Origin of the sequence: Shewanella japonica, assembly GCF_002075795.1 — a bacterium.
In the GTDB taxonomy this organism is placed as follows: domain Bacteria; phylum Pseudomonadota; class Gammaproteobacteria; order Enterobacterales; family Shewanellaceae; genus Shewanella; species Shewanella japonica.
On record NZ_CP020472.1, the window covers coordinates 2,915,546 to 2,939,565 of the forward strand.

Here is a 24,020-nt window from a genome sequence, read left to right on the forward strand (position 1 = left end):
TTATTTATTGATAAAAGTAGATATATATTTTTAAAGCCAAAAGATTATAACAAAGGTTTTTTTTAAATCAATCGACCTTACAAAACAAGAGTTAATAATTTACAAAAATAATTAAAAGATATTAATTCAGACACTTATAAGAACCCACTACAATAAAGCTTTATATAAACCCTTATCATTTGTTATTATTAACACTGGCTAACTAATACCTAATAATTATATTTTGTAAGTCATCTCTTACTTTAAAAAAATTAAATTTATACTTTATAGGTAAATTCTTCCTTACTTACATTAACTTTGACATTATTTATTTTTTTATTAGTCGCCATATTCTGTAATATTTGTACTGAGAGTTCAGGTAACATTGAGTTTTGTAAAATATTGTGAACATTTCTGGCTCCAGAACCTGCATCTTGGCACATCGAAACGATCTTACTTACAACGTCATCGGTAAAACTAAATTTCGCCTGATAATGACCCGCAAGGCGATGACCAACTCTCGCTAACTGTAATTTAGTAATTTCACTCAACATGTCTTGAGTTAATGGAATATATGGAACCACATTGGTTCGTCCTAAAAATGCGGGTTTAAAGTAAGTCAGCAAGTCATCTTGTAAAGCTTTTCTTAAACCATTGATTGAGGGCGCCGTTTGCTCATCTTCAAATAAAGACATAGTGGTATCTGTCCCAGCATTAGAAGTCATGATGATAATTGTATTTTTAAAATCAATATCTCGCCCTTCACCATCTTTAATCATGCCTTTATCGAATACTTGATAGAAAATATCCTGTACACCAGGGTGCGCTTTTTCCATTTCATCCAATAAAATAACGCTATAAGGCTTACGACGAACAGCCTCTGTTAGCACGCCACCTTCGCCATAACCCACATAACCAGGAGGTGAACCTAATAGTAAAGAAACTTTATGTTCTTCTTTAAATTCAGACATGTTGATCACAGTCACGTTATCTTCACTACCATAAACATGCTCTGCCAAAGTTAATGCCGTTTCTGTTTTACCTACACCACTTGGGCCCGTCAATAAGAACACCCCTATTGGGCGTTTCTCATCACCTAACTGCGCTCGCGACGTTTGCACTGTCTTCGCAATCAAGTCCAAGGCATGATCCTGACCAATAACTCGTTTAGCCATAATGTCCTTTAGATTGAGCACATTGGTAATTTCATCATCCTGCATTTTACCAGCAGGGATCCCGGTCCAGTCTGAAATCACTTCTGCAACCAGTTGCTCATCAACTTGCCAATGCACCATAGGTTGTTTATTGCTTGCTAATTGTTGTTTTAGCGTCGTGAGTTCGGCAACTAACTGATCAGAATCTTCCTCTCCCTCTTGGATTTTGGTCACTAATTCTGCAATGGTTTCCACTGTTTTAAGTTCGGTTTCCCATTGCTTCATTAAAGGCTTGAGTGCTTTCTCTAACGTTTTTTGCTCTTTATTTATCTCGCTAATGACTTTCTTATGATCGGTACCCGTTTTCTGTTCTCGGGTTAAAATATCAATTTGCGTCTCAAGTTGCTGAATTTGTCTTTGTAATGATTCAACACTGCCTGGTGTTGAAGCCTGACTCATTGCAACGCGCGCACATGCCGTGTCTAACAAACTTACCGCCTTATCGGGTAGCTGCCTGCCGGTAATGTAACGATGTGATAAATTAACAGCTGCACAAAGCGCCTGATCTGACACCAAGATCTTATGGTGACTTTCCATAACAGGTAGCAAACCTCGCATCATTGCTATAGCCTGTTCTGGTTCAGGTTCTTCAATTTTAACCACCTGAAAACGTCGAGTTAACGCTGCATCTTTTTCAAAAAACTTCTTATATTCAGCCCATGTTGTAGCAGCAATTGTACGAAGTTCACCACGAGCTAATGCTGGTTTTAAAAGATTTGCAGCATCATTTTGGCCTGCCTGCCCTCCACTACCAATCATGGTATGCGCTTCATCGATAAATAGAATGATGGGTTTAACCGAGTTTTTAACCTCGTTAATCAGTGCTTTTAAGCGATTTTCAAATTCACCTTTAACACCCGCTCCGGCCTGTAGCAGGGCTAAATCCAAAGTATGAATACGGACATTTTGTAACGCTAATGGCACTTCTTTTTGGGCTATTTTTAACGCTAACCCTTCAACTACCGCTGTCTTACCCACACCTGCTTCACCAGTTAAAATAGGGTTATTTTGGCGACGACGGGTTAAAATATCGATCATCTGACGAATTTCGTTATCTCTACCTAGAATAGGATCAATTTTTCCTGCTTCAGCTTGCTGCGTTAAATTTTGGGTAAACCGATCTAAACTCGGCGTTTTACTGGGTGCATTTTCCATTGCCTGAGTCTCTTCAATATCACTACTTGATACTTTATGCTCAGTAGATTGTCTCTCAAGTTGTGACCATGCGTGCTTTAATTGCGCTGAATCGATTTTGAACAGCTGTTTCGCTGAACGAGAAACTAACGAGTTTAACGAGTCATCGGTCAATAATGTGAAAATCAAATAAGCGGTTCTGATTTCATTATCATTAAATTCAATACTGGTATTTAACCAAGTTTGTCTCAGTAGACTAACAATATGCGGCGATAAACTTGGCGCTGCGCTATTACCTGTTTTAAATTTCTCAAGGCCTTGCCTTACTTCATGAATTAATTGGTCTTTTTGGATTGAAAAACTGGCCATAATGATATCTAAATCACCTGACTCAGCCTCTAACAGCGCAAGTAACCAATGTTCAATTTCTACCGTAAATTGACTTCGGCTGTGACACACACTGGCCGCAGACTCTAAAGACTGGCGACACGTTGGATTAAGTTTCCCTACTAACTTACTTAAAGTCATCGCTGACATATTGATAATCCTTTATTAATTAAATCATTAAGCGTTTTGTTTGTTGCCCATGTTCGGTTCGGCTTAATAAACCACAACCTAACCCTAACGGCACGGCCGCTTTTGAAAGCTGAGCTTTTGGAGCATCTTGTTGTTTTACATCGAGATAAATTTTAAATTTCGCCGTTTGGCCTAAATAGCTTGATACGAGATCTTTTAACGGCTGATAACACTTCTCACCAGGCATGAATGCACTAACGGTTTGACCGTCTTTAGGTGTGAGTTGAATACTAATACTGGAATTAATATCCCAAACTCGACTGCCAATACTCGCATCTACACCTAAACGCGCGTACTGGCCTTCTGGCATTGCTCTGGAAGATAACTTGGTTTGTTCATTGGCTGAAAGCTGCTGCCAACGACCTTGAAATGACGCAATCTCGACTTCACAACCAGTAAAGTCTTTCAGCATGATTCTAAGTGATTCAGCACTCGGCGTTTTTCTATTCAAAAAACCACCGTAGTAACAGTTCAACGACTTTTTACCGCTAAGCAGACTCAGCACATGCGTAAAACTGTCTTTTTGATTATTGAAAGCTGACACACTATCTGGCGGACTATCTTGAAGCGGTTGATAGTTAACAGAGAATCGATACTTTTCCCATGCTCGATAAAATAACGAGATGATGCGATGATTAAATAAATCATAAAAATCCCGCATACCTGTGTCTTTTAAGCGCAATCGTTCAAGTAATAGCTCTGTATAATGTTGAGGTAGCACACCACTTGGGCCAGTTAACCCCATAAAGGAGACATGCATTTCTGCAGCAATTTTTTTAGCAGCACTTGCTTGGGTTAAATTCACTTTACTGATTGCTTGCCCAGGAAAACCCAAATGTTGATCAGACTTAAACCGCAATAACTCTTCTGATGGAATGGCATCATGGCCCACTTTGTGACCTTGCTCTTTTCCTTGAAGTAATTGCTGCTGAAATTGATATACAGCCTGATAAAAGTCATGCTCTGTCGGTGAATCAGCAATCGCTTGTAACTGTTTTGCAGGTGCACTCATGTTCGCCGACTGATTGATTAACTCATCAAAGTCTACTTCTGTGCTCATTGTCATAGTAATGGCCTATTTCCAGAACGAGCTGGCCACGTATGCGTGATGGCATCTTGATCTTTAAACCTCATGCTTAAACGCGTAAAACTATTTACAACAGAAAACTGGGCAAAGAAATGGTCTAAAATGCTGCAAAAAAAGAACACTCCACTACCTGAGTAATGATCTTTGATGAACGTAATTTCAATATGACTACCACTGCAAAAACTGATACGTCCATTTTGATTGACCCGAGCAGTATCGGGGGACACTGATACTTGATAGATGTTTTCAATCAAGTTTTTATTCTCTGGTGAGCATTTGAAGTCATACAGTTTTAACGTTTCTTTTAAATGCGTCAGCGCATCAGGGCCACTAAAACTGTCTATAGATAAATGGCTGACCAATTGCCAACGAGAAGCATCGCTTAATGAAGCTCTCACGGGCATAGTTGGTGCTAAAAGGCATTTTACGTGTTTGATAATATCAGCACGTTCTGGCACAAACATTTTAGGTTCATCGGTGCCAAATGGCAGGTGAGCGGGTAGATTTCTGTTACTGCATAAAGCATTAATACTCAGTATCCAAGCGCCATAATCTTCTTCGGCTTTAAAGCCCTTAAAATTATGATCCACCAGCGATAAATAGGATTCAGTCCCCTGCTCTGCATACCCTCCAGACCAACTCGATGACTCACGCCTTAAGTGCCAAAATAAGTTGTCATGGCCTAAATACTGTGGGTGGGATTCACCATAAAACGGTGTAACCTCAACTTGATTATCTTTAGGATCATAGGCAATGACTTGTTTAACACCGATTATCTCTGCAACTTCTGCATCAGCATAACGCGCTGCCAGTTTATATTCATATTGAGATGCATCGATACTGACAGGCTCAAGTTTTTGCTCAAATAAATTTATGACTGGAGTACACCCAAGCAAAAAGTGATTCGCTGTAACTTGTTTTTCAAGGTCTTGCGAGCCTTCTTTTAAATAGATATAAAGCGAAAACTTATCGTTAATCCCTTGCCACTTTCCTTCAGTGTCATCAATATCAAAAAACAAAAACTTTTCAGGAAAAATGAAGTTTTCAAGTAACATACGGTATCCAGCACTACTGCGTTGGCTGTATGGTATGACTTGCTGATCATCTTCAAAACCCACCGACTTTAAGTGCCGCTGAGTTAAGAAATGACACACGGATTGCTCGTCATTCACTAAGGCAAAGCCTAAGCTATGTTGAAACAGTAATTGGTATAACTGGAAAGTTTGATGGTCCTGACCATTCAAGAAAAATCTCAGTCTGTTAACACCTAAACTCGGCATGCTAATTTCTTCAAACTCACATGCTATATCCAGTTTGATAATGGCTTTAGCCCGTTCTGGCCATTGAGGTTCTGGCGCATTGAATGGAGCATTTTGAAATTGCACTTTTTGCACTTCAATTGGCCACAGTTTCATGTCATAACATGTTTGAAAATGACATGGCTTCATACCATCAACTTGAGTATCAACCTTAGTATTCTTAGGTAACTGTACTCCTGTTGTCGACAAGTTTTCTGTGGTGACTTTTATCACTGACATTGAAGGAATTGGTGCTTGATAATCAGGATACAGTTGACCTAATAACGCTTCTGTCAATTCAGGGAAACTGTCATCTAACTTCTGCCTTACTTGCGCTGTTAGTAGCGAAAAAGCTTCGATAAGTCGCGACACATGTGGATCTTCGACATGTTCATCACTTAATCTTAATCGACCAGCGACCTTTGGGTATTGCTCCGCAAACTCCGAGCCCATATGCCTAATAAATGCTAACTCTCGGTTGTAATATTCTAATAATTCTTGGTTCACAACGCCCCCTCATTCACAATCATCGCCAGATGAACTGGTTCAACTTCTGAGTCAAATGTAATAAATTCAGGTTCAGGATCCGCATATAAAAGTGCATTAATCTTTAACCTTAATACCCGATCTAATGGTTGCTCGTTATCTACCGTTTCAACCATGACTTCAAGAAATCGAGGCTCAAACCGTTTAATCGTGTCAGCAACCTGTTTACACAGAAGTTGTCGCCCATCGAGGCTTGCAACAGGCATAGAAGAAAAATCACGTAAACCATAATTCATTAAAGAATGATCCAGTTCGCTTAAATGTTCTGGCCAAGTTTGCCATTGTAACTTTGCATTAAGCAGATTTTCTAAATCACGACGAACATTGGTTCTTAACTGACGTAAATTAAGGCCTCTATGGCTATCTTTGACATCTTGCTCATCTGGCGCATCATCGATTAAACGATCAAGTACTGATGCCATAATAGGTTGCTGGTTTTGGCTCAAAATGACTTCCTACTGTAAAACGGGAGTGTGGATTTTAGTCACTTGATTCAAAGGCAGTGCATTGTCATCTGCAAACCACATTTTTAATCCTTTACCTGTCATAACGTCTGTGGCGACTTCTTGCCAATCCGTTTCACGACCTAATTTTTGCGCATCTGTTTCGCTATTACCGTAAACAAGTGGGATATGTGCTTCGCCACTTGGGCCGTTTTTAATCGCTAGATCAACACGTCTCCAAACGGTTTCAACCAATGATGAAACTGGTTGAAAATTGATATATTCAATTTCTGAAAGTTGCGCTAAATAGTAATAGCCATCAGTTCCGAAGATTTCTATAAAGCCACCTAAGGTGTCATCCAAATCTCTTATCTCTTCATTAACTTGATCGTCTAATAACAAACTCACTTGAGGGCGTTGAGCTTCTAATCCTTGACTACACTGAGCCACTTCATTGGCAGTATCATTGCCTTTTTGGGCATCAGTTAACGCTAAACGTAACTTCATTAGCGCTTCAACGTGATCATCAGAGTCAGCGAACAGTTTAGGTACTGAGTTGCCTTGCATATAATCCTGTCTACTTTGCTCTGCACGAATTAATTGACGTAAGTTTGAAGCACCGATTAAGAAATCAGGATGTTTTTGCACAAGAAGATTAAGCTGCTTGTCAGCACGCTCAAGTTCACCGTTAATACAAAGCAGTTCAATGAATGCACTTTTTAAATCAACATTCATTGGGTCTTCTCTTAACTGAGCTTCTACATATTTAATTGACTCTTGTAGCTGACCACTTTGCAGCATCTGTTGTATTTTTTTCATGTGATACCTTTTAATTAATTCCTTGAGGTCAGCTCAGTCACTAACTTAATGCTAGAAACCATCTGATCTAATTGAAAATGGGGTTGTAATTGAATAATTGAGTAAAAATGCCCTGGTTTTCCGCGCATTTCCTTTACTTGGACTTGGGCATTTCTTAAGGGATATTTGCTTCTAACATCGTCAGAAGACACATCGGATGCAGTCGTGTAATTATGAAGCCATAGTTGTATATCTCGCTCACAAGCCTCTGCAGAGCTTAATGAACCGATTTTTTCTCGACCTATCACTTTGATGTAATGTGCAAACCGAGATACGCAAAGCGTATATTGAAGCATGGTTGATAGTTTGGCATTGATGGTGTCTTCCAAACGTTCGTACTTTATGGGTTTCTGGGCTGATGCATTGCTGTAAAACACTAAATGTTCGCAGCCTGAAACGGGAGACAATGGAATAAAACCTTGGTCAGAAAATGACTTTTCAGCTCTATCACTGACAAGTAAATCCACTGACGGTTTCTTACGCTTGCGGTATAAGTCAGTTTCATACTGGCTAACTGCTAAGTCACACACTAGCCCTTTTTTACGACTACCAGGCTCTAAGCCTCGAATATGGCCAAACCAGCCTGAATCACTAAATGAGCGGATTAATACGCCACCAAAGGCGTAAGCGGCATTTCCCCATAAATGATCAGTCTTTGGGTGCTTTATTGATTCTTTAAACTTGAAGCCTTCACTGCGCGTCCCGTCAATCAAATATGGCGATCGCATCAGTATGTGAGGCATGGTGAGTCCAATAAACCTCGAATCATCCATTTCACGAAGTGAGTTCCACTTTACATATTCAGTTTGCTCGAATATTTTTTCAATATTCATGTGAGCCGACAAATCAGAGAAGTCATCAACACCAAATAATGTTGGACATGCAGATGTAATGAAAGGAGCAAAAGCTGCAGCAGCGGTGCGTGATATGTCTTTTAGTACATCTATATCATTAGTCGCAACACCTGACCTAGATTTATGGCTAAGCTGATAATCACCAATAAGCGTGCCAAAGGGTTCGCCACCTGACATGTCATATTCATTGTTATAAATGAGTTTGAAAAATTCGCTTTGGTCAAATTCAATAGCCCGATTGATATCTTTAGATAACGTCTGTCAACAACAATCGAGAATTTTTACTTTAACTTTCTGATCTTTATCATGTAACTCTTGCTGCTCTACAAGATAAAACACGCCACGCCAACTCGCCTCTAATGACTGAAAAGCTTTGTTGTGGATAATGCTATTGATTTGTTGCTCGAGCTGCTTATCGATAAGATCTACCGCTTTTAATAAAAGAGGTAGCACTGAATGCTTGTCAAACTGAGTTAAAGAATGACGCGAGTTTTCAAGCCACAATAATAACGATCGGGTTGAGTCTGATTCACGAAGGAATCGTTCAACAAGATGTTTATTTTTCAGCTTTTGTGGTGTTGATGACACAGGCTGTTTAAAGCCTGCGTCATCATTGAAAATTTCACTTGTAACAAATGAAATGGTTTCTTGCGTCATCGTTTGTTTCTATCCTTGAAAACAAATGAGGGTCACTGTCAGTGATTATCCTACTTTAGGAATTTTCGCCACTAGACGTAGCGATGCAGTTAACTCTTCCATTTGCAACCAAGGACGTAACCAAGCTACAGCATTATAAGAGCCCGGTTGACCAGGGATTTCCTTCACTTCCACTTTTGCGTCAGCTAATGGATATTTAGCACGAATATCTTGTCCGCCACCTTCTGATGCATTGACAAAAGAAAGGATCCAACGGTTTAACCATGCTTCAACATCATCGGCTTCCATAAAGCTACCAATCTTGTCACGAGCCATCACTTTTAAGTAATGTGCAAAGCGAGAAGTTGCCATTAAGTAAGGTAGTCGAGATGAAATTGCAGCATTAGCCGTTGCATCGTGACTAGAAAAGATTTGTGGTTTTTGACAGGTTTGTGCACCAAAAAATACGGCATAATCAGTATGCTTGTAATGACATAATGGTAAGAAACCAAGTTTACTTAACTCTGCTTCTCGACGGTCTGTAATACCGATTTCAGTTGGGCACATTAAGTCTGGGTCACCATCATCACTGGTAAAGACATGAGCAGGTAGACCTTCAACTTTACCCCCACCTTCTGCACCACGAATCGCAGTACAGAAACCATACTGGCTAAATGCTTGTCCCATATTGGTTGCCATAACATATGCTGCGTTCATCCAGCAATAATCATCATGAGCTGCAACTTTAGAACGGCCACTTGCCGCATCCATTTCAAACTCTTCGTAGCAGAACTCTTCTACTGGTTTAGTTGCACTACCGTATGGTAAACGCGCAAGTACTCGTGGCATAGTCAAGGTCACAAAGCGTGAATCATCACTGTCACGGAATGAACGCCACTGTGTGTACTCTAATGATTCGAATACTTTTTCAAGATCACGTGGTTTACTTAATTCTGTCCAGTCATCAAATCCAAATAACGATGAACCAGAAGCAGAAATAAATGGGCAGAAGCCAGCAGCAGCCACATTAGACATTAAAGATAAGGTTTCAATATCTGATGGATGATTAGTAAATTCATAATCGCCGACTAAACAACCATAAGGTTCGCCACCTGGTGTTCCGAACTCAGACTCATATATTTTCTTGAACATTTGGCTTTGATCAAACTCAACAGCCTTACTTAAATCCTTATGAAGCTCTTTTTTAGATAAGCTCATTACACGGATTTTTAATGTCGCATTGGTTTCAGAGTTCTTAACTGTGTGATGAAGACCACGCCAGCTTCCTTCTAATTTTTGCAGCTCATCATTATGCATAATCGCTGCAAGCTGTTTCGAAATAACTTCATCCAAACTATCAATCGCTTTGTTAAACGTCACAGTTAAGTTTTTATCCCACTGAACTGTCCCTTTCAACGCTTCTTCAGTCAAAGAGCGAATAAGCTCTTCAGCACGTGTTGAATCAGTTTGTTTCGTAGCATCTATCGCTTGGTCAAGAATCGACACACTCAGTGTTTCTTCGTTTACAGGCTCTAATGTAGCGGCATCCGTGCTCATCATTCAGCTCCTTTAAGATTTAGTTCACCGGCTAGTTTGTCTAAGCTAGTGGTATTGTTTAATACGTCTTCTAAAATATTCTCAAGATTCTCTGAGCGGTCTACTTTAGTCATCAGATCACGCAATTTGTTACGTGTTTCCATTAACTTTTTCAAAGGCTCAACTTGATTGACGATCGCTGCAGGTTCAAAGTCTTCCATGCTCTTGAACTCTAAATCGACATTCATTTCAGAATCATCGTCAGCTAACGTATTTTTCACAGAGATATTTAACTTTGGGCTCATGCGCTTTAGCACGTCATTAAAGTTATCACGGTCGATTTGTACAAAACGACGGTCTTTTAATGGTTTTAAATCTTCAGTGTTATGGCCGGTAAAGTCACCTGTAATACCAATCACAAAAGGCAGCTCTTTTTTTACAACTGTACCTTCTGTTTCTACATCATAGGTAATATGGACGCGGGGTTTTCTCACTCGCTTTAATCTATCATGTACACTCATTTGAACTCCTTTCAATAAAATTGTGAGTAATCGATTACAGATTATTCTTCAGTTTTTATTCCAGATAATTTAAAGAAGCCATTCCTCGCTTCTCCATCTTGGATTAATTCTTGTAACAACTCAGGTAAACTCAGATCACTCCACCTAATGACTTGCTCTATGGCATAGGACATCGGTGAATGTGGCTCAGTATTCTTAAAAAATTCTGCGATTTTCTCTAAATTCTCGATAGCTTGAGCGCGAGAGTTTAGCTGTTGCTCAATGCCATTCGAGCTACTTTTCGCCGTTAGTTCGTCATCAGTTTCTACTTCAACTTCCGTAGATATTGAAGACGTTTGGCTCTTAGCTAAAATAGGTTCGGTTATCGTATGAATTTGAAGCGCACAGGCTTCTAATGCTTTTCGAATATAGCTCGTCGGTTGTGGTAAGCCTCCCATCGCCGTATCCATGACTTCCGACAACCTTGAGAATGCAGCGATTGCAGCATTGACATCAGCATCAAGTTCAATAAAAAAGCTATCTGATGTTTCCTTAATACTTAACTCAACTTCTTCAAGTGATATAGCACCCGCATCGAAACGTTTTTCTTGTTTGTCGCTATCTAGCCTATCGACCTCTAATGCTTGCTCATATTGCCAAGTTGAATAGGCGAACGCCCCTTCTGTGATGGGAATGGTTTTGATTGGTTGAATTAATGAACCTTCGCTTTCAACACCGTTTAAACCAATTAATGGCGCAATTCGTTCTTCAAGATCGTCTGGGTCAGGTATTGGATATAAGTTTTCCCAATAGCGCTCAATTAATTCAGCGGCCAAGGTAAAACCAAAACTTAATCCCTTAAAGCCATGTAAACGGCATGCAGCTTCAATAAACCAAGCGATGTACTCGAGATCTTTGGCTTTATCTCTAGTGATATCTGGCACTTGCTCAAAGATTGGGCGCCACTCAATAGCAACAGAAAGCACATCTTCTTCGTCTATTAACGCTTTTCGTTCATTAGCCCTTGCTGTGCTTCTTACATCTTTAAGTAAGTAATAGGTAGATGTTGGACTGATATCAGAACGCGGATCTTCTCCCGTTACAGCATCATCTGTAATAGGTTCAATTAATTCTTCAATCGATAGATTATTTAATTGGCTCAACTTTATTCAATCCTTGAATATATTATTATCAATATTCGATAACAAAATGTGCTTCTACACAAAACTAATAAAACACTAATACTTAATAGTGTATATTTAAAATTAATACTAAAAATAATACTTTTTGATGTTATATATCAGATCACATATTAGTTAATACTTTATAATGTAAAAAACATCTAATACGCAATAATCATTAAGTATAGATTTATTTTAAATAACATACTTATTAACTATTAATATAATAATTACCATGTAACATTTACACTTTTGTTAATTTATCAACAAGAAAACTTCCGATTTATTCTTTAAATAAATACAGGAATGGTTTTATCAAAGTCATCATTTGACTCACTTATGTCTTTTGAAGATAAACCCGACGTAACTTGAGTATTTTTTACTAAAATACAAGTGACATTATCACGCGCATTTCGAACTAACGATGCATGTAATAAGGCCAATCCAGAATCAATAATATTACCAGAGTTAATTGTGGCTTCGATTTCAGTATCACTAAGTTCTTTATTTAGGCCATCACTACAAAGTAAAAACGTATCGCCTTCAACCACTTTACCCGTCCGATAATCAATATCTAATTGACTATCGACTCCCACAGCACGTGTGATTACATTTGCTAATGGATGTGACTCAGCATCTTCAGCGGCCAACAAACCTTCATCAACCATGTCATTCACTTGACTGTGATCTTTGGTAATCATTGTCATTTTCTGTTGTCTTAACAGATAAATCCTACTGTCGCCGACCCAAAGCAGGTGATAGTCGCCTTGATATAACCACAACACTACAACTGTACTGCCGGCGACTTTACCTTCAAAATCAGTTTGGCTCATTTGCTGAAGCTGGGTATTACTGTTTTGTAATGCGAGCTTTAAAATATCAACACTGATTAACTCTGGAGATAATCCATCAACAGCCTGTTGAATATTGTCGATAACTAATTGACTCGCCACATCACCAGCAGCATGACCTCCCATACCATCAGCAACAACCCATACACCGATATGCGGAAGTTCTAACATGGCGTCTTCATTAATTTCTCGTACTGTGCCTCTGTGGGTTAAAGCTTGACTTAAGTGCACGTATTTTGCTCCTTCACTAAGGCGGCTGTATTCCATCCTCTTTGTATCCATTACCCGCTTAACATAGAGACAAACTGGCTAATTTGAGGCAGCCCTTCTGTGATAATCATGCATGCTTCAACCTCTGATGAACCCTCTGTCCACCAAATACTGTATCGTTCAAACTGTTTACGGTATTGCTGATCAAGTAGTGACAATATATGAGGAGCATTACTACCCTGAATAACCCAAGCTTTTTTTGTAATGTCACTAGATTCACTTTGAGATGAACACAGAGCAGCAACCGGAACCGTGTACTGTTGCCCAGAGACATCATTCAACCAAGTCTCAAGATTGATATCATCTTCAAGTACCTGCAAAATCTGTGCTTCAAACTGTGTCGACCATTCGTTTTCATGCCAACCACATACCGCAGCTTGCTGATGAAAGCCTGCTAAAGTAAAAGGATAATGACGCCCAACATTATCCACGCTCGGAATAAGTGTCCCCACTACTGCTTGCTCGCAGCATACTCCAGCTGACAAAGAAAAATGCCAAACAGGGCTTGTGAGATAATAATCCAGCCATTCATTGCCGCTTTGCTCTTTACTCACCGCAATGACTGCTTGTAACCACTCATTCCAGTTTTTAAAAAAGTCTATATCTAGATTTTCTTGTAAAAAGTCACCCTTTGAGGGGACTTTACCGCAATAACCTAATCGCATTAAAGATTCGACGGACATGAGAAAGTCTCCATATTAGCCATCCAAAATGGATTGTTTACGCTGTTAGCAATCAGTTTCAATTCAGCGTTATATCCACTGAGGTTGATCATTAACTTGCCGTCTTTCTTTGTTTGCGGACGTTTTTTACTCAACTCATCGAGTAAGCGGAAGAATGACCATTCGCCTTCGTACTTCTTATTGATTGAACGGCCACCATTAGGCGGTGAAAACGCAATGCGAGTTTCATTATTGGCGCCTCGACCTGGCCAGAAAAATAACTCTTTACGTGTTGGTCCATGGCGGTATTTAAGTTGTTGTTCATCCAATTCTAATAAGAATAGGCTGACACTACTGTCCAGTAGTTGTGGCTCAAGAGAGAAGTTAATTTTAGGGAATTTAGTTCCCGGCTCAAAGAATGCCTCTTTAATGATTTCAGCTCGTTGGTACATTTCTAACACGTCATAGCTAATACCAATGTTACGTTTAAAGCGCCATGGCTTTTTACTGGTATCAACATGCGCTGCCAGATATTGGTCCCAAAACTGATCTAAGGTGCCGCCATAGCCAAAGAACTTGCTAAAGTCTTTTAGTCTCACATCTTCTTTTGCACGACGATTGAACGGGTAACGACCTGATATCGCACGATTAAACTCAGCTAAGACCTCTGAGCGCCAAATGCCATTAAATCGCTGACTTTGGTTAGTTTTAGCAAATGATCTAGTTTGATAAGCAACATCATTTAACCAATTTTTGACTGGGTATGGTAAATCCATCAATTGCTCTGATAATGTCATTCCCATCTGAGCAAAGTTTTCTTCTACAGCCTGGTTCACAACTCTGCCATCCGATTGAAGGAGTAACTTGCTGTAATTTCGATTCAATGCGCGCAAAGTAGTTTGAATTTGATCGACTTCTACTAAGTTAATTTTAATCAACTCACTAAAGGCAACTTCCACTTCTTTACCAGGCAAGTCGACATTTAACTCAATTGCGGTATCAGGTAGCAACCGATTTAACTGCGCTTTTTTAGAACGAAAGGCAACATCAGTGACATTGGCAGCCACTTCAGATGCAGCCTTTAAATTATTAGACTCCATAGGAAGTTTGGTTAGCTGCACATTTTTTTGCGCCGCGGCTATGATGGTTTTTATGGGTTGATCAGGACTTGATAACGCCGCTGTCACACGCTCAGCTTCTTCAAGACTTGAGTATGGTTTTACAGAAATATCACTTAAAAAGTCTTCCCAATAAAATATATAGTCACGAATATACTTACGTTCTAATTCAGCGGTCAGACGTTTTTTAGCTTGCTCATCTAAATTAGCTAAGTCATCTCCATATACCCAGCTGTCAGCAGTCAGGTTTTTAATGATTTTGGTTTTTTCAATATTGAAAATCCCGTGGAATCCATTAAAAGTATACAAGCCTGGAATACCATCATTAAATGGTCTACCACTCATAAATGTTAAGCCATCAAGACTGTCTAAACTAAGAATATCCACTAGTTTAAAATCAGGAATACTGCTTTGAGAGAAGTCGCTTTTTAATCTCTGATAAGCTCGCTCCACCAGCGGCAACATGGTTAAATTAGCTCGAGCACCATCAACAACCATGTCATCGTATTGATTTCCACGGATCCCTAACGTTAAAAGTGTCTCAATATGTTGATTTAACTGCTCGCGGATTTCGGCATTAACATTCCCAGTAATGTTTCGATCAATATAAGCAGAGAACCAAATTTTGATGTTGCTTTCATCAAAATGCTCCGGCAGATACAACATGAGATATGTTTTTAAGGTTTCATATAAATAATTAAGGTGCTGACCGTTAGCATCCATTTCTTCGCTTAACACATCTAACATAAACGGCAATAAATGCGCTTCTAATGCTCGCTCATATGCCGCTGAAGCAGGTTGCTTTAACTTATCCCCTTGGTACAAACCAAACGTTTGTGCATCCTCAGGTTTTTCTGAGCCAAACCCCACAGGTAAGTCACGAATCAGTGTCAAACCTTTAGTTAACGTGATGACATCAGTGTTCGCATTCAGGCCACCATGAGTAATATCCTCATACTGAGCAAGTTCAGTAAAAGTATTATCGATAAGCTCATGGTTCCAATCATAACTTTGCCACCAAATGTAACTCGCAAATAAAGTGACCACTGCGGCTACACCCACCGAAACCTTACGCAGCATTCTGTTTTGGTTGGTATGTTTGCGGTTTGTAGAGGCTAAGTTCTTCTCAGGAAAAATGACATCTTCCAAAAGTCGTTTAATAAAGTAACTACGCTGCTTATTAGTATTATTGCTTTTAGTTTTACTTTTGATACCGCTGGATAAGTGAGTTGAAAGATGGTCAATCGGCGTGCCTTCTTGGGTCGCACTGGTTAAGTATACGCCACGCAAAAGAGGGGCTTCTTCGTAAGCATTCGGAGCAAATATTTCCTTTAAGAAATCATCAGCCGAACTTTGAAGTAATCGTAGTTGTTTTGGGAACTCATAAATTACTGCTCGGCGCTCAAGATCTCGCTCATTTTTAAGGCGACTATTTAAGCGAGCATTTAAGTTCAATAACAAATGATGAAACTCTTTATTGAAAGTACTCACGATGTCAGTTTCATCATCTTCGGTATTTAACGGAAAAGTCACGCCCCAAATTTGTTCGCAATCTTCTTTGGTTAAATCATCAAAAAACTCGTTAAATCCTGCAACTAAATCAGATTTAGATAACAACACATAAACAGGAAATGTCATGCCTAACTGGTTTTGTAATTCCTGCAAACGCTGTTTAATCGCTCTTGCGTGTAGATTGCGTTCAGTTTTAGTTTGATTAAGTAACTCCGACATTCCCATACTAATAATGACGCCATTGATTGGCCTTACTGGTCGGTATTTCTTCAATAACCCCAAAAAGCCCTGCCATGCACGTGAGTCTTGTTTAACATGACTATCTTGGGTGGTATAACGTCCAGCCGTATCAATAAGTACCGCTTTGTTAGTAAACCACCAATCACAATGACGTGTACCGCCAACACCTTCAATCATGTCGACACCCATTTTATCTTTTAACGGGTATTCCAATCCTGAATGCTGAATTGCAGTCGTTTTACCACTTCCTGGTGGGCCAATCATGATGTACCAAGGAAGCTCATAAATACTTTTGTTTTTGGTTAATTTAGTTTGCTTTAAAATATCTAACGCTTGGGTCATTTTGTTTTGCAGCAGCGTTATCTCACTTTTTACTAGCTCGTCTCCATTAACCGCGGCGCCTTCTTCACCATTAATCAAGCTGTCAGCCATTTCTTCACTTTGTTTTTTACTTTTAATTTGTCGTGAAAAATGAACGCCACCCCAGACCATGACAATAACCAAAAGTACAATGACACGAACTGCTGCAGACGCTAATGGCTCATAACCTGCAATAGCGACTAATGGGCCACCAAACCAAATAAGTAGTGCTAAACACACAAAGCCTAAAATGGTAATAACCCATTTAGATTTAAGTGTTTCGACAATTCCCTTGCCGACTGATTTTAAAGACATTTATACAATTCCTTTTGTCACTCTAAAACAATAAGTCAATTTCAATTCGACGATTTAAAGCACGATTAAGTTCGCTATCATTAGCAAAGCGAGGCTCAGACTCTCCCCTTCCTTCAGGCCATAACCGACCACTCAATGACGCGTTATGTGCCAACACATTGCCAATCGATGTGGCTCTAGCAAGTGAGAGATGCCAATTTGATGGGTATTTTGAAGTAAAAATCGGTTCGTCATCAGTATGGCCAGTGATCAAGATTTTCCCTTTGGTTCCTTCAAGTGTCCTAGCAATCTTAGCTAAAATCGCTTCAAAATCTGATCTCGGCTGAGTGTTACCCGATGCGAATAATTCACCAGCACCAATTCTGATCCGAACTCTGTCACTTAATTGCTCTACTTCAAGTAGTTGCATACTAATTTCTGTCTGCAATAACTGTTGTAGTAAAAGGGCTTCTTCACGGCTTAATTGTTGCTGTGCAGCAACGGTTTTTTCCCATGGTACGATAGATGTCAATTGCTTATATGCCTGTGACGAATAGCTATTAATACTGTAGTTAAATCCCATGTAGACGAATAAAATAATCACCCCAAACAACGCACCAATCACCCATAAAGGGAAAGGCTGTTGAAATGATAAATTTGGCACAATATTATTTCGCCAGTCAGGTGATAACTCCCGATGGAAATCGCCTTTACAAGATTGGATAGCAAGGTAAGTCCGCTCTCTTAACGCTTCCAGTTTCTGGTCGCCTTGAGGCTCAATACGCATTTTCCCTACAAAACCAAGCGTTAAACATAAATACATCAATTCCAGTAAGTTACATTTCTCTGCAGGTTGTAATAAAGACGCATCAAGTAGCGTATAGAAATATTCACCACCGAGTGTTTCATTATGAAAAGTCGACAGTAAACTTTCAGAAGCCCAGTAACTTTGGCCGCCCCATGCTGTATTCAAAACCACTTCATCAATAAAACAGCATAAGCAATAGCGCGCTGACTTTATGTCTTCGGCAGCAATATCAGCATTACGAAGTTGTTGTTCATAATGTTTAATCAACTCAACACAATGCACACGTAAGGTATTCACATCATCATGCTGAGTACTCGTGCGTAATTGAGTACAAATAGATAGTAACGTACCTGCATAATCAACAATTGGATTTTGTGCCAAGCTTAATACAGCACTTTGCGCTCTGTTTTCAACGCTTTGTTCTTGTATTAATGTTTTCTGATTATCATCATTAACTTTAGGTTTTTGGATTGCCATCCCCGCGCCTTTCCCTGGACGTGGTTTAACAATGGTTTTATCGTTCACAAAAATTATCCTTAATATTGTGGTTGTTAAACGCTTACAGCCCAAAGCTCAAGTTGTAAATCCGGATAAGCGCCAGAAATATGCATCGCAACCCCACCACTGGATTTAAGTTTGATCCAATGGCTGTTGTTCTTATCTAATTGGAAATAATGATAGCCAGCATGATATGGCACTTGTCGCGGGGCAACAGGTAGGTTCGTGATTCCGATACCGGCCAGTTGGTTATTTACCAGTTCTCGAATCGTTTCTACCGAGCCAATTTTAATTTGTGACGGCAAACGCTGACGTAAATCATCATTTGGTACATTCGCTTTCACCGCTAAGATGAACTCTGCGCTATCAAGTAAACTCTTATCGGCAATGGTTGAGAAGTACACGCCAAATTTGGTTTTTTCGAGTACCAATTCTGTTGCTGTTTGCTCAAGGACAGTGCTTAAGCCGTGGTTAACAATGACCATGATATTACCGAATACATAGGTCAAATTATCATGCTGATAAGTAGGCAATTTCGGTGGTCTTTTATCTTGGCTACTAAACGTCGATAGCTCACCTGCAAAACTCACTAGAGTTCTAAATAACACTTCAGGATGGATATGATTGATGACACTATAATGCTCAAATAAAGGTTGGTATTTATTCAATAGTTGTAGCATTAAAAAGTCAGCAATTGAGCTTGAAGATCCTTGAGCTTGACTCAATCTGCCAGCAATTGCTTCTGCACGTTGGTTTATCATTCCCGTCACTTCTGAAGTGACATTAAGCAAGGCTTTAATATGCTCTATGCCGGTACAAGCTGGAATAAACTTTTTATCAAGCCTAATTGCCCCTTCTTCAGAAACATCAATAACTCGAGCGATGGCTATGGATACATAGCCTGAACGGTCTTCACTTTGCAGCTTTAAGCGGCAATCAAATTTAGCAACTTGCAACACTTCCATTGCATCAGAACCCACACTAGTATCAACAATATTATGATCTTCGTACAAGTAGCGAGTTATTTGATTTTGTTCAGATGACGAAATATTAAGGCCGTTACTTTTCGCTACAGGAAGCACTAAATAAATCAGTTGATCGATTGTCCCTGCTGGTATCGATAACGCATTAGGAAGCGGACTTTGCTCAGGCATTAACACTAAGGTTTGATCTTGAAATACACACTCAATTCTATCTAAACCAAACTGACCTAGTGGCAACAAGCTATAATTAATTTCGTATTGGGTCACTCCCCATGCAAATGGGTTAGCTTTATTCGCTATTTGAGTTTGCTGATACTGTAAAAAACGTTCTTGTTGTTGCATATGTTGAGGGCGCAAAAACATCCCTTCAGTCCATGCTATTGGGCTAAAATCGCTCATAACTTCCTTATTATTTCCAATGCTTGATATCGTTGTTGAAATATCCGTTATTTCAATTTAAATAAAATCTTTACTGCTCAGAGTTATAAACTGCTATTTTTTCTATATTGACTGTGACACTGTCATATCCAGTAGGGTCAACCTCAACAACTGAGCGCCAGCGAGAAGCATCGATATCGCGATAAGCCACAATCACCCCTACGTATCGTGTGTTTTGACCTAAGCTCATTGGATACTCGTGAATTTCAGAAGGTTGCAATTCAAGCTCATCTTTTCGAATTAAGTCAGGTCCTAATACCGATTCAGCAGACTCGTAAAGAGTGAAAAAATCCTGATTATCAAAGATGGTACGGGAAGAAAGTTCGAATATTTTTACTACCACAGGCGACGGACGCTTATTGATATCAGGGTTAATATCTGCGCTCGCACTAAACGTGATATCGGTATAAGCAGGTACCACGGCATTAATGGTTTTACAGCCCGTATTTATCAACAATACTGAGGCTAGTAAAGCTTGATACAATCCTAATTTTAGTTTCATCGCTTAATCCCTTAAAATTATAATGATTTGATTTTATTATCGTAAGCTTCTACAAAATCATCAGATAATGCTGCGGTGTTTGTGTTAGCAAACTCAGCCTGTAAATCTTCATGTAAACTTTTGTAGACTTTCCATTGTTTAAATTGCTTTTGGCCTGGCACTAACATTTCAGCAAATGATTGGCTTTGACTTTTTTGCTCAACAAGATCGGGATCAAGCTGATTTAACAAGCCTCTTAAAGCACCAAATGTCCCAGCAGTAAGTGCAATGTCATGTTTACGCCCATCATTAAATGCTTCAATAATGGCCTGTTGAGATGACAGAAAACTCGCACTTTTACGCAAATACAAATTTTGAAAAACATCATCAAGACTGGCTGAAAACTTGAGCGGATTATTTTCTCTTTGCTGAAATGTCGTTTGGTTAATTCTGAATTCTGTTTTCAACTTCGAGCGTTGACGCAAAGAGTCCATTAAGCCAGTGAGCATGAGTTGCATGCTTTGACCAAGCTCGAACATTAATTCTTCAGTGAGTACTTTGCTGTACTCTTGCTCATCAATACCAAAACCTTTAAAAAAAGCTTGGCTTAATGATGAAGCAGCTTGTACCTGATTGCTCACTTGTGGTTGAGGTTCTGCTCGAGTTGCTTGTTGAGCTGTTGATTGCGCTGCATGTGGGTTAGTCACTTGCTGCTGACTTGCCATACTTGTTAATTGTTGAGGCGGCATTGATTGCGGCTGTTGGTGAGCGGGTTGCGGCGCAGCTTGATTCGTAACAGGTTGACCAACTGGCATACTAACTTGTGGCTCTGCCACTGGCGCAGACTCATTAAAGAAATCTTGGCCCCACTCTTCTGGAATTGCCATCCCGGGAGGCTGAAAATGATCTTGTAAGTCACCGTTGACATCAGGTAGCGGTTGAGACTGACTCGGCGCTTGATTCAACAAACTTTGTGCGTCAAAGCCAGCAATTTGTTGTTCAAATTCGTTTTCAAACGGATTACTGTCAAGCACTTGGTTAGTCTGAAACGGGTCGGCACTAACACTTGCAGCTGATTGAGTGCTAGAAGCAGCCTCTGTACTAATACCATTAGTCATCTTTGCTGACACTTCATAATCACCCAAGGTGAGTAGATCATCATGCTCAATTTTATGAGGCTTTGTAGATCCTAACGCTTCAACTGAACGGTTTATATATAAGCCATTCGTTGATAAATCTTCAATATAAAAGCCGTCAGAACGTTTCGTAATACGAGCATGTGTACCCGACACCACCTTTTCAGGATCAGGTAAATGCCAATCACTAGTATCAGCTCGACCTATTGTAAGCGAACTGATTACGTCCTTAGATGTGACTTGCTCAGGTGATAACCGATGAAAGCTCACTATCTCTAGCGTTAATTCCATTTTAAATACATTCCTTTAAACAACTTATGCGCAAACAGTCACTCAACACATTTAAAAGCGTAATGCATATCAATCCTTAAATTGATATGCAGTTAAATAAGGTGATTTCATCACCTTACTTGTTATTAGCCCACTCTTTGCAATGCGGTTTACAGTCTCTCAACACCGTTTAGACGTTCATACATCTCATTACCACGAGCAAATAATTCACGGGCAGTTTTTAAATATTGTTTCTCTAAATAAATATTGGCTTGTCTTAGGTAAGAACCCGCTAAACGTTTATCCAAAGTCAATAAGGGTTCAAAATCTTCCGGTACAGTCTCAGCTAGCACTCTGACTTCATCGTCAAATGCTCGAAGATCTTTTGGATTATCAATGGCATCTAATCTGACAGTCAGCTCTTCAAAGGTGTTTCTGTAATAGACCTCTGCATCTTGGTAAGGATATTGCGCATTTTTACCGCTTTGGACAGCATTGTTGTATGCAGTGAGCTGTTCAACCGCCACCTTCATTTCAGCGCCATAAGTCAGTAAAGGCTGTGCTTCAGCTTGCTGTGAAAAAATAACCTCGCCCGTTGTGATAAGTGCCTTTATTTGAGTGACATCATGGGTTTTAAGCGCTACATCGAAAGCTGTTGCATAAAGAGTAAAATCTTCTTCTGATGGCATATAAGTGAACTTAGGCTCGATAAAGGCTAAGTCTTCAACAATCGCTTTTATATTATTTCCGCCTGTTTCATCGTATCTTGACTGACTTAACAGTAAAGCTAATCGCTCAGATAACGCATCTATCACCGACTGCTTGCTACGTTCTGCTTGGTTTTTCATTTTTAATAAGCGTATTGAGTCAGGGTAATAGCGCTCAGTGGCTTCAATGATTAATGAAATTCGGCCATAGTCTTGATATAAACCGTTACTGCTTTTCGGAACTGAAGCAATTCGTTTTTCAACAATATCTAATACTTCAGTTTGGTGTTTTCTTAATAATCCATTACGAATTAGTACTTTATCTTCAGGTATTTCAGCTAGGCGCTCTAATAATGCGGAAGCTGGAATGTATTCATATGACTGAGTTTCATTTTGCACTTGATCAGTCATTGATACTTTTTGCTCTAAATTCGCAAGTTGCAGCTGATGATGATGTTGGACTTGTACTCCCACAACAATCAGCGCCACTGCCGCAGCAATAGCAGTAGGTAGCGGCCAGGCTTTACTCTCAAACTTTTCAATAATCGTCGCTATAGAGTCAGCTCTTTGCGCCTTCTTAATAGCAAGACCTTTTTTGAGTGTAGGCCATAAACGTAAGCTAATATGACTTGGTTTACTCAACGATGCTTTGGCCAAATCGACTTCATTTGCCGCAACTCGTTTGTAAGGGTGTTTACTGGTTAACAGTTCATAGGTAATGCAAGAAAAGGCATAAATATCATCGGCGGCACAAGCTTCTTCACCTATCAGCTGCTCATAGCTGGCATAGGCTGGTGTGTAACCTGTCAGTGGCGAGTCTTGATCAACTTGTTCTAATGCATAATGGTCTTTTTCATGTTGGAATGATTTAGCTACGCCAAAATCAAATACCTTGATATTGCCTTGACGGGTTAAGAAAATATTCGATGGTTTCAGATCGGTATGCACAATTCCTTGTTTATGGGCATAAGTTAATGCCGAACCAATCTGCTCAATAATCTTCATTGAACCTTTAAAGTTAAGTCCAAGCGGCTTAGAACGTTTAATCACTTGATCTAAAGATTCACCATCTAGCCATTCCATGACCATAAAATGGTAACCTTCGTCAGTATCAACGTCGTATACACGAATAATATTGGGATGCGAGAGCTGTTGTGTTTGCACAGACTCTTTAATTAACACCTGTTGCGCTTCTGGAATGTCAGTAAATTGTGATAACAGTACTTTAATAGCGACAAACGGTTCTGCGACGTTTAATGATTCTAAATATAGATCTTTTGCACGGTAGATATCACTCATACCGCCATGACCAATTTTAGATTCTATTAAGTAACGCTTTTTAAAACATTTACCGATTAAATTCGTATTATTTTTGCTATTTGAACCGTTATTAATGCCAGCGACCAAAGTCTTGTCATCAACCATATGTTCGGGGGTTTGACTCTTATCCATAAGTACAGGTAAATCCCTTTATATTACCCTTAAGTATGTAAACTAATGCACTACTCTATTTAATTTACCCCAATATGTTGCAGCATCAATTTAAAAAA

Annotated in this window: 16 protein-coding genes and 1 pseudogene; all 17 read right to left on the reverse strand. The window is 39.5% G+C overall.

All coding sequences use genetic code 11. The features are described 5' to 3' along the window. Nucleotides 1-257 precede the first annotated feature (257 nt). A complete protein-coding gene (tssH, locus tag SJ2017_RS12440; protein WP_080915968.1) occupies nucleotides 258-2,864 on the reverse strand; it encodes a type VI secretion system ATPase TssH in 2,607 nt (868 codons plus the stop codon). A gap of 19 nt (nucleotides 2,865-2,883) precedes the next feature. Continuing rightward, a complete protein-coding gene (gene tssG / locus SJ2017_RS12445; RefSeq protein ID WP_162928456.1) occupies nucleotides 2,884-3,963 on the reverse strand; it encodes a type VI secretion system baseplate subunit TssG in 1,080 nt (359 codons plus the stop codon). Nucleotides 3,964-3,965: 2 nt separating this feature from the next. Further along, entirely contained in the window at nucleotides 3,966-5,795 is a 1,830-nt protein-coding gene (tssF, locus tag SJ2017_RS12450) for a type VI secretion system baseplate subunit TssF (protein ID WP_080915970.1), read from the reverse strand. Then, on the reverse strand, nucleotides 5,792-6,280 hold the full coding sequence (tssE, locus tag SJ2017_RS12455; protein WP_065107832.1) for a type VI secretion system baseplate subunit TssE: 489 nt from the start codon (nucleotides 6,278-6,280) through the stop codon (nucleotides 5,792-5,794). Before tssE ends, tssF begins: the two co-directional genes overlap by 4 nt. Before the next feature lie 9 nt (nucleotides 6,281-6,289). After that, complete coding sequence (locus SJ2017_RS12460; protein WP_055023377.1) at nucleotides 6,290-7,096, reverse strand: type VI secretion system accessory protein TagJ; 807 nt, start codon at nucleotides 7,094-7,096, stop codon at nucleotides 6,290-6,292. Nucleotides 7,097-7,110: 14 nt separating this feature from the next. Continuing rightward, nucleotides 7,111-8,646, reverse strand: a pseudogene (tssC, locus tag SJ2017_RS12465) (type VI secretion system contractile sheath large subunit). A 45-nt stretch (nucleotides 8,647-8,691) separates the two neighbouring features. Further along, entirely contained in the window at nucleotides 8,692-10,182 is a 1,491-nt protein-coding gene (tssC, locus tag SJ2017_RS12470) for a type VI secretion system contractile sheath large subunit (RefSeq protein WP_055023379.1), read from the reverse strand. Continuing rightward, nucleotides 10,182-10,682 carry a type VI secretion system contractile sheath small subunit gene (gene tssB, locus SJ2017_RS12475; RefSeq protein WP_055023380.1) on the reverse strand — a complete coding sequence of 167 codons (501 nt, stop codon included), beginning with the start codon at nucleotides 10,680-10,682 and terminating at the stop codon, nucleotides 10,182-10,184. Before tssB ends, tssC (SJ2017_RS12470) begins: the two co-directional genes overlap by 1 nt. Nucleotides 10,683-10,723: 41 nt before the next feature. Continuing rightward, the gene (gene tssA, locus SJ2017_RS12480) at nucleotides 10,724-11,824 is read right to left on the reverse strand and encodes a type VI secretion system protein TssA (protein WP_080915971.1); all 1,101 of its coding nucleotides are present in this window, start codon (nucleotides 11,822-11,824) and stop codon (nucleotides 10,724-10,726) included. A gap of 308 nt (nucleotides 11,825-12,132) precedes the next feature. Further along, on the reverse strand, nucleotides 12,133-12,924 hold the full coding sequence (locus SJ2017_RS12485; RefSeq protein ID WP_080917474.1) for a PP2C family protein-serine/threonine phosphatase: 792 nt from the start codon (nucleotides 12,922-12,924) through the stop codon (nucleotides 12,133-12,135). A gap of 50 nt (nucleotides 12,925-12,974) precedes the next feature. Then, nucleotides 12,975-13,646 (reverse strand): type VI secretion system-associated protein TagF, encoded by a 672-nt coding sequence (gene tagF / locus SJ2017_RS12490; RefSeq protein ID WP_080915972.1) that lies wholly within the window; start codon nucleotides 13,644-13,646, stop codon nucleotides 12,975-12,977. Then, nucleotides 13,628-17,170 (reverse strand): type VI secretion system membrane subunit TssM, encoded by a 3,543-nt coding sequence (gene tssM, locus SJ2017_RS12495; protein ID WP_080915973.1) that lies wholly within the window; start codon nucleotides 17,168-17,170, stop codon nucleotides 13,628-13,630. Before tssM ends, tagF begins: the two co-directional genes overlap by 19 nt. A gap of 22 nt (nucleotides 17,171-17,192) precedes the next feature. Beyond that, the gene (gene tssL / locus SJ2017_RS12500) at nucleotides 17,193-18,482 is read right to left on the reverse strand and encodes a type VI secretion system protein TssL, long form (protein ID WP_080915974.1); all 1,290 of its coding nucleotides are present in this window, start codon (nucleotides 18,480-18,482) and stop codon (nucleotides 17,193-17,195) included. Nucleotides 18,483-18,508: 26 nt separating this feature from the next. Further along, nucleotides 18,509-19,837 carry a type VI secretion system baseplate subunit TssK gene (tssK, locus tag SJ2017_RS12505; RefSeq protein WP_055023386.1) on the reverse strand — a complete coding sequence of 443 codons (1,329 nt, stop codon included), beginning with the start codon at nucleotides 19,835-19,837 and terminating at the stop codon, nucleotides 18,509-18,511. A gap of 70 nt (nucleotides 19,838-19,907) precedes the next feature. Further along, on the reverse strand, nucleotides 19,908-20,378 hold the full coding sequence (gene tssJ / locus SJ2017_RS12510; RefSeq protein WP_055023387.1) for a type VI secretion system lipoprotein TssJ: 471 nt from the start codon (nucleotides 20,376-20,378) through the stop codon (nucleotides 19,908-19,910). Between the two features lie 17 nt (nucleotides 20,379-20,395). Beyond that, the gene (gene tagH, locus SJ2017_RS12515) at nucleotides 20,396-21,784 is read right to left on the reverse strand and encodes a type VI secretion system-associated FHA domain protein TagH (protein ID WP_080915975.1); all 1,389 of its coding nucleotides are present in this window, start codon (nucleotides 21,782-21,784) and stop codon (nucleotides 20,396-20,398) included. Nucleotides 21,785-21,933: 149 nt separating this feature from the next. Beyond that, nucleotides 21,934-23,922, reverse strand: a complete 1,989-nt coding sequence (locus tag SJ2017_RS12520) for a serine/threonine-protein kinase (RefSeq protein WP_080915976.1) — start codon at nucleotides 23,920-23,922, stop codon at nucleotides 21,934-21,936. Nucleotides 23,923-24,020 lie beyond the last annotated feature (98 nt).

Bases quoted from the DNA above. Each gene is read 5' to 3' on its own strand.
- tssH (WP_080915968.1), bottom strand. From the start codon at position 2,864: ATGTCAGCGATGACTTTAAGTAAGTTAGTAGGGAAACTTAATCCAACG.
- tssG (WP_162928456.1), bottom strand. From the start codon at position 3,963: ATGAGCACAGAAGTAGACTTTGATGAGTTAATCAATCAGTCGGCGAAC.
- SJ2017_RS12460 (WP_055023377.1), bottom strand. From the start codon at position 7,096: ATGAAAAAAATACAACAGATGCTGCAAAGTGGTCAGCTACAAGAGTCA.
- tssC (WP_055023379.1), bottom strand. From the start codon at position 10,182: ATGAGCACGGATGCCGCTACATTAGAGCCTGTAAACGAAGAAACACTG.
- tssB (WP_055023380.1), bottom strand. From the start codon at position 10,682: ATGAGTGTACATGATAGATTAAAGCGAGTGAGAAAACCCCGCGTCCAT.
- tagF (WP_080915972.1), bottom strand. From the start codon at position 13,646: ATGTCCGTCGAATCTTTAATGCGATTAGGTTATTGCGGTAAAGTCCCC.
- tssM (WP_080915973.1), bottom strand. From the start codon at position 17,170: ATGTCTTTAAAATCAGTCGGCAAGGGAATTGTCGAAACACTTAAATCT.
- tssK (WP_055023386.1), bottom strand. From the start codon at position 19,837: ATGAGCGATTTTAGCCCAATAGCATGGACTGAAGGGATGTTTTTGCGC.
- tssJ (WP_055023387.1), bottom strand. From the start codon at position 20,378: ATGAAACTAAAATTAGGATTGTATCAAGCTTTACTAGCCTCAGTATTG.
- tagH (WP_080915975.1), bottom strand. From the start codon at position 21,784: ATGGAATTAACGCTAGAGATAGTGAGCTTTCATCGGTTATCACCTGAG.
- SJ2017_RS12520 (WP_080915976.1), bottom strand. From the start codon at position 23,922: ATGGATAAGAGTCAAACCCCCGAACATATGGTTGATGACAAGACTTTG.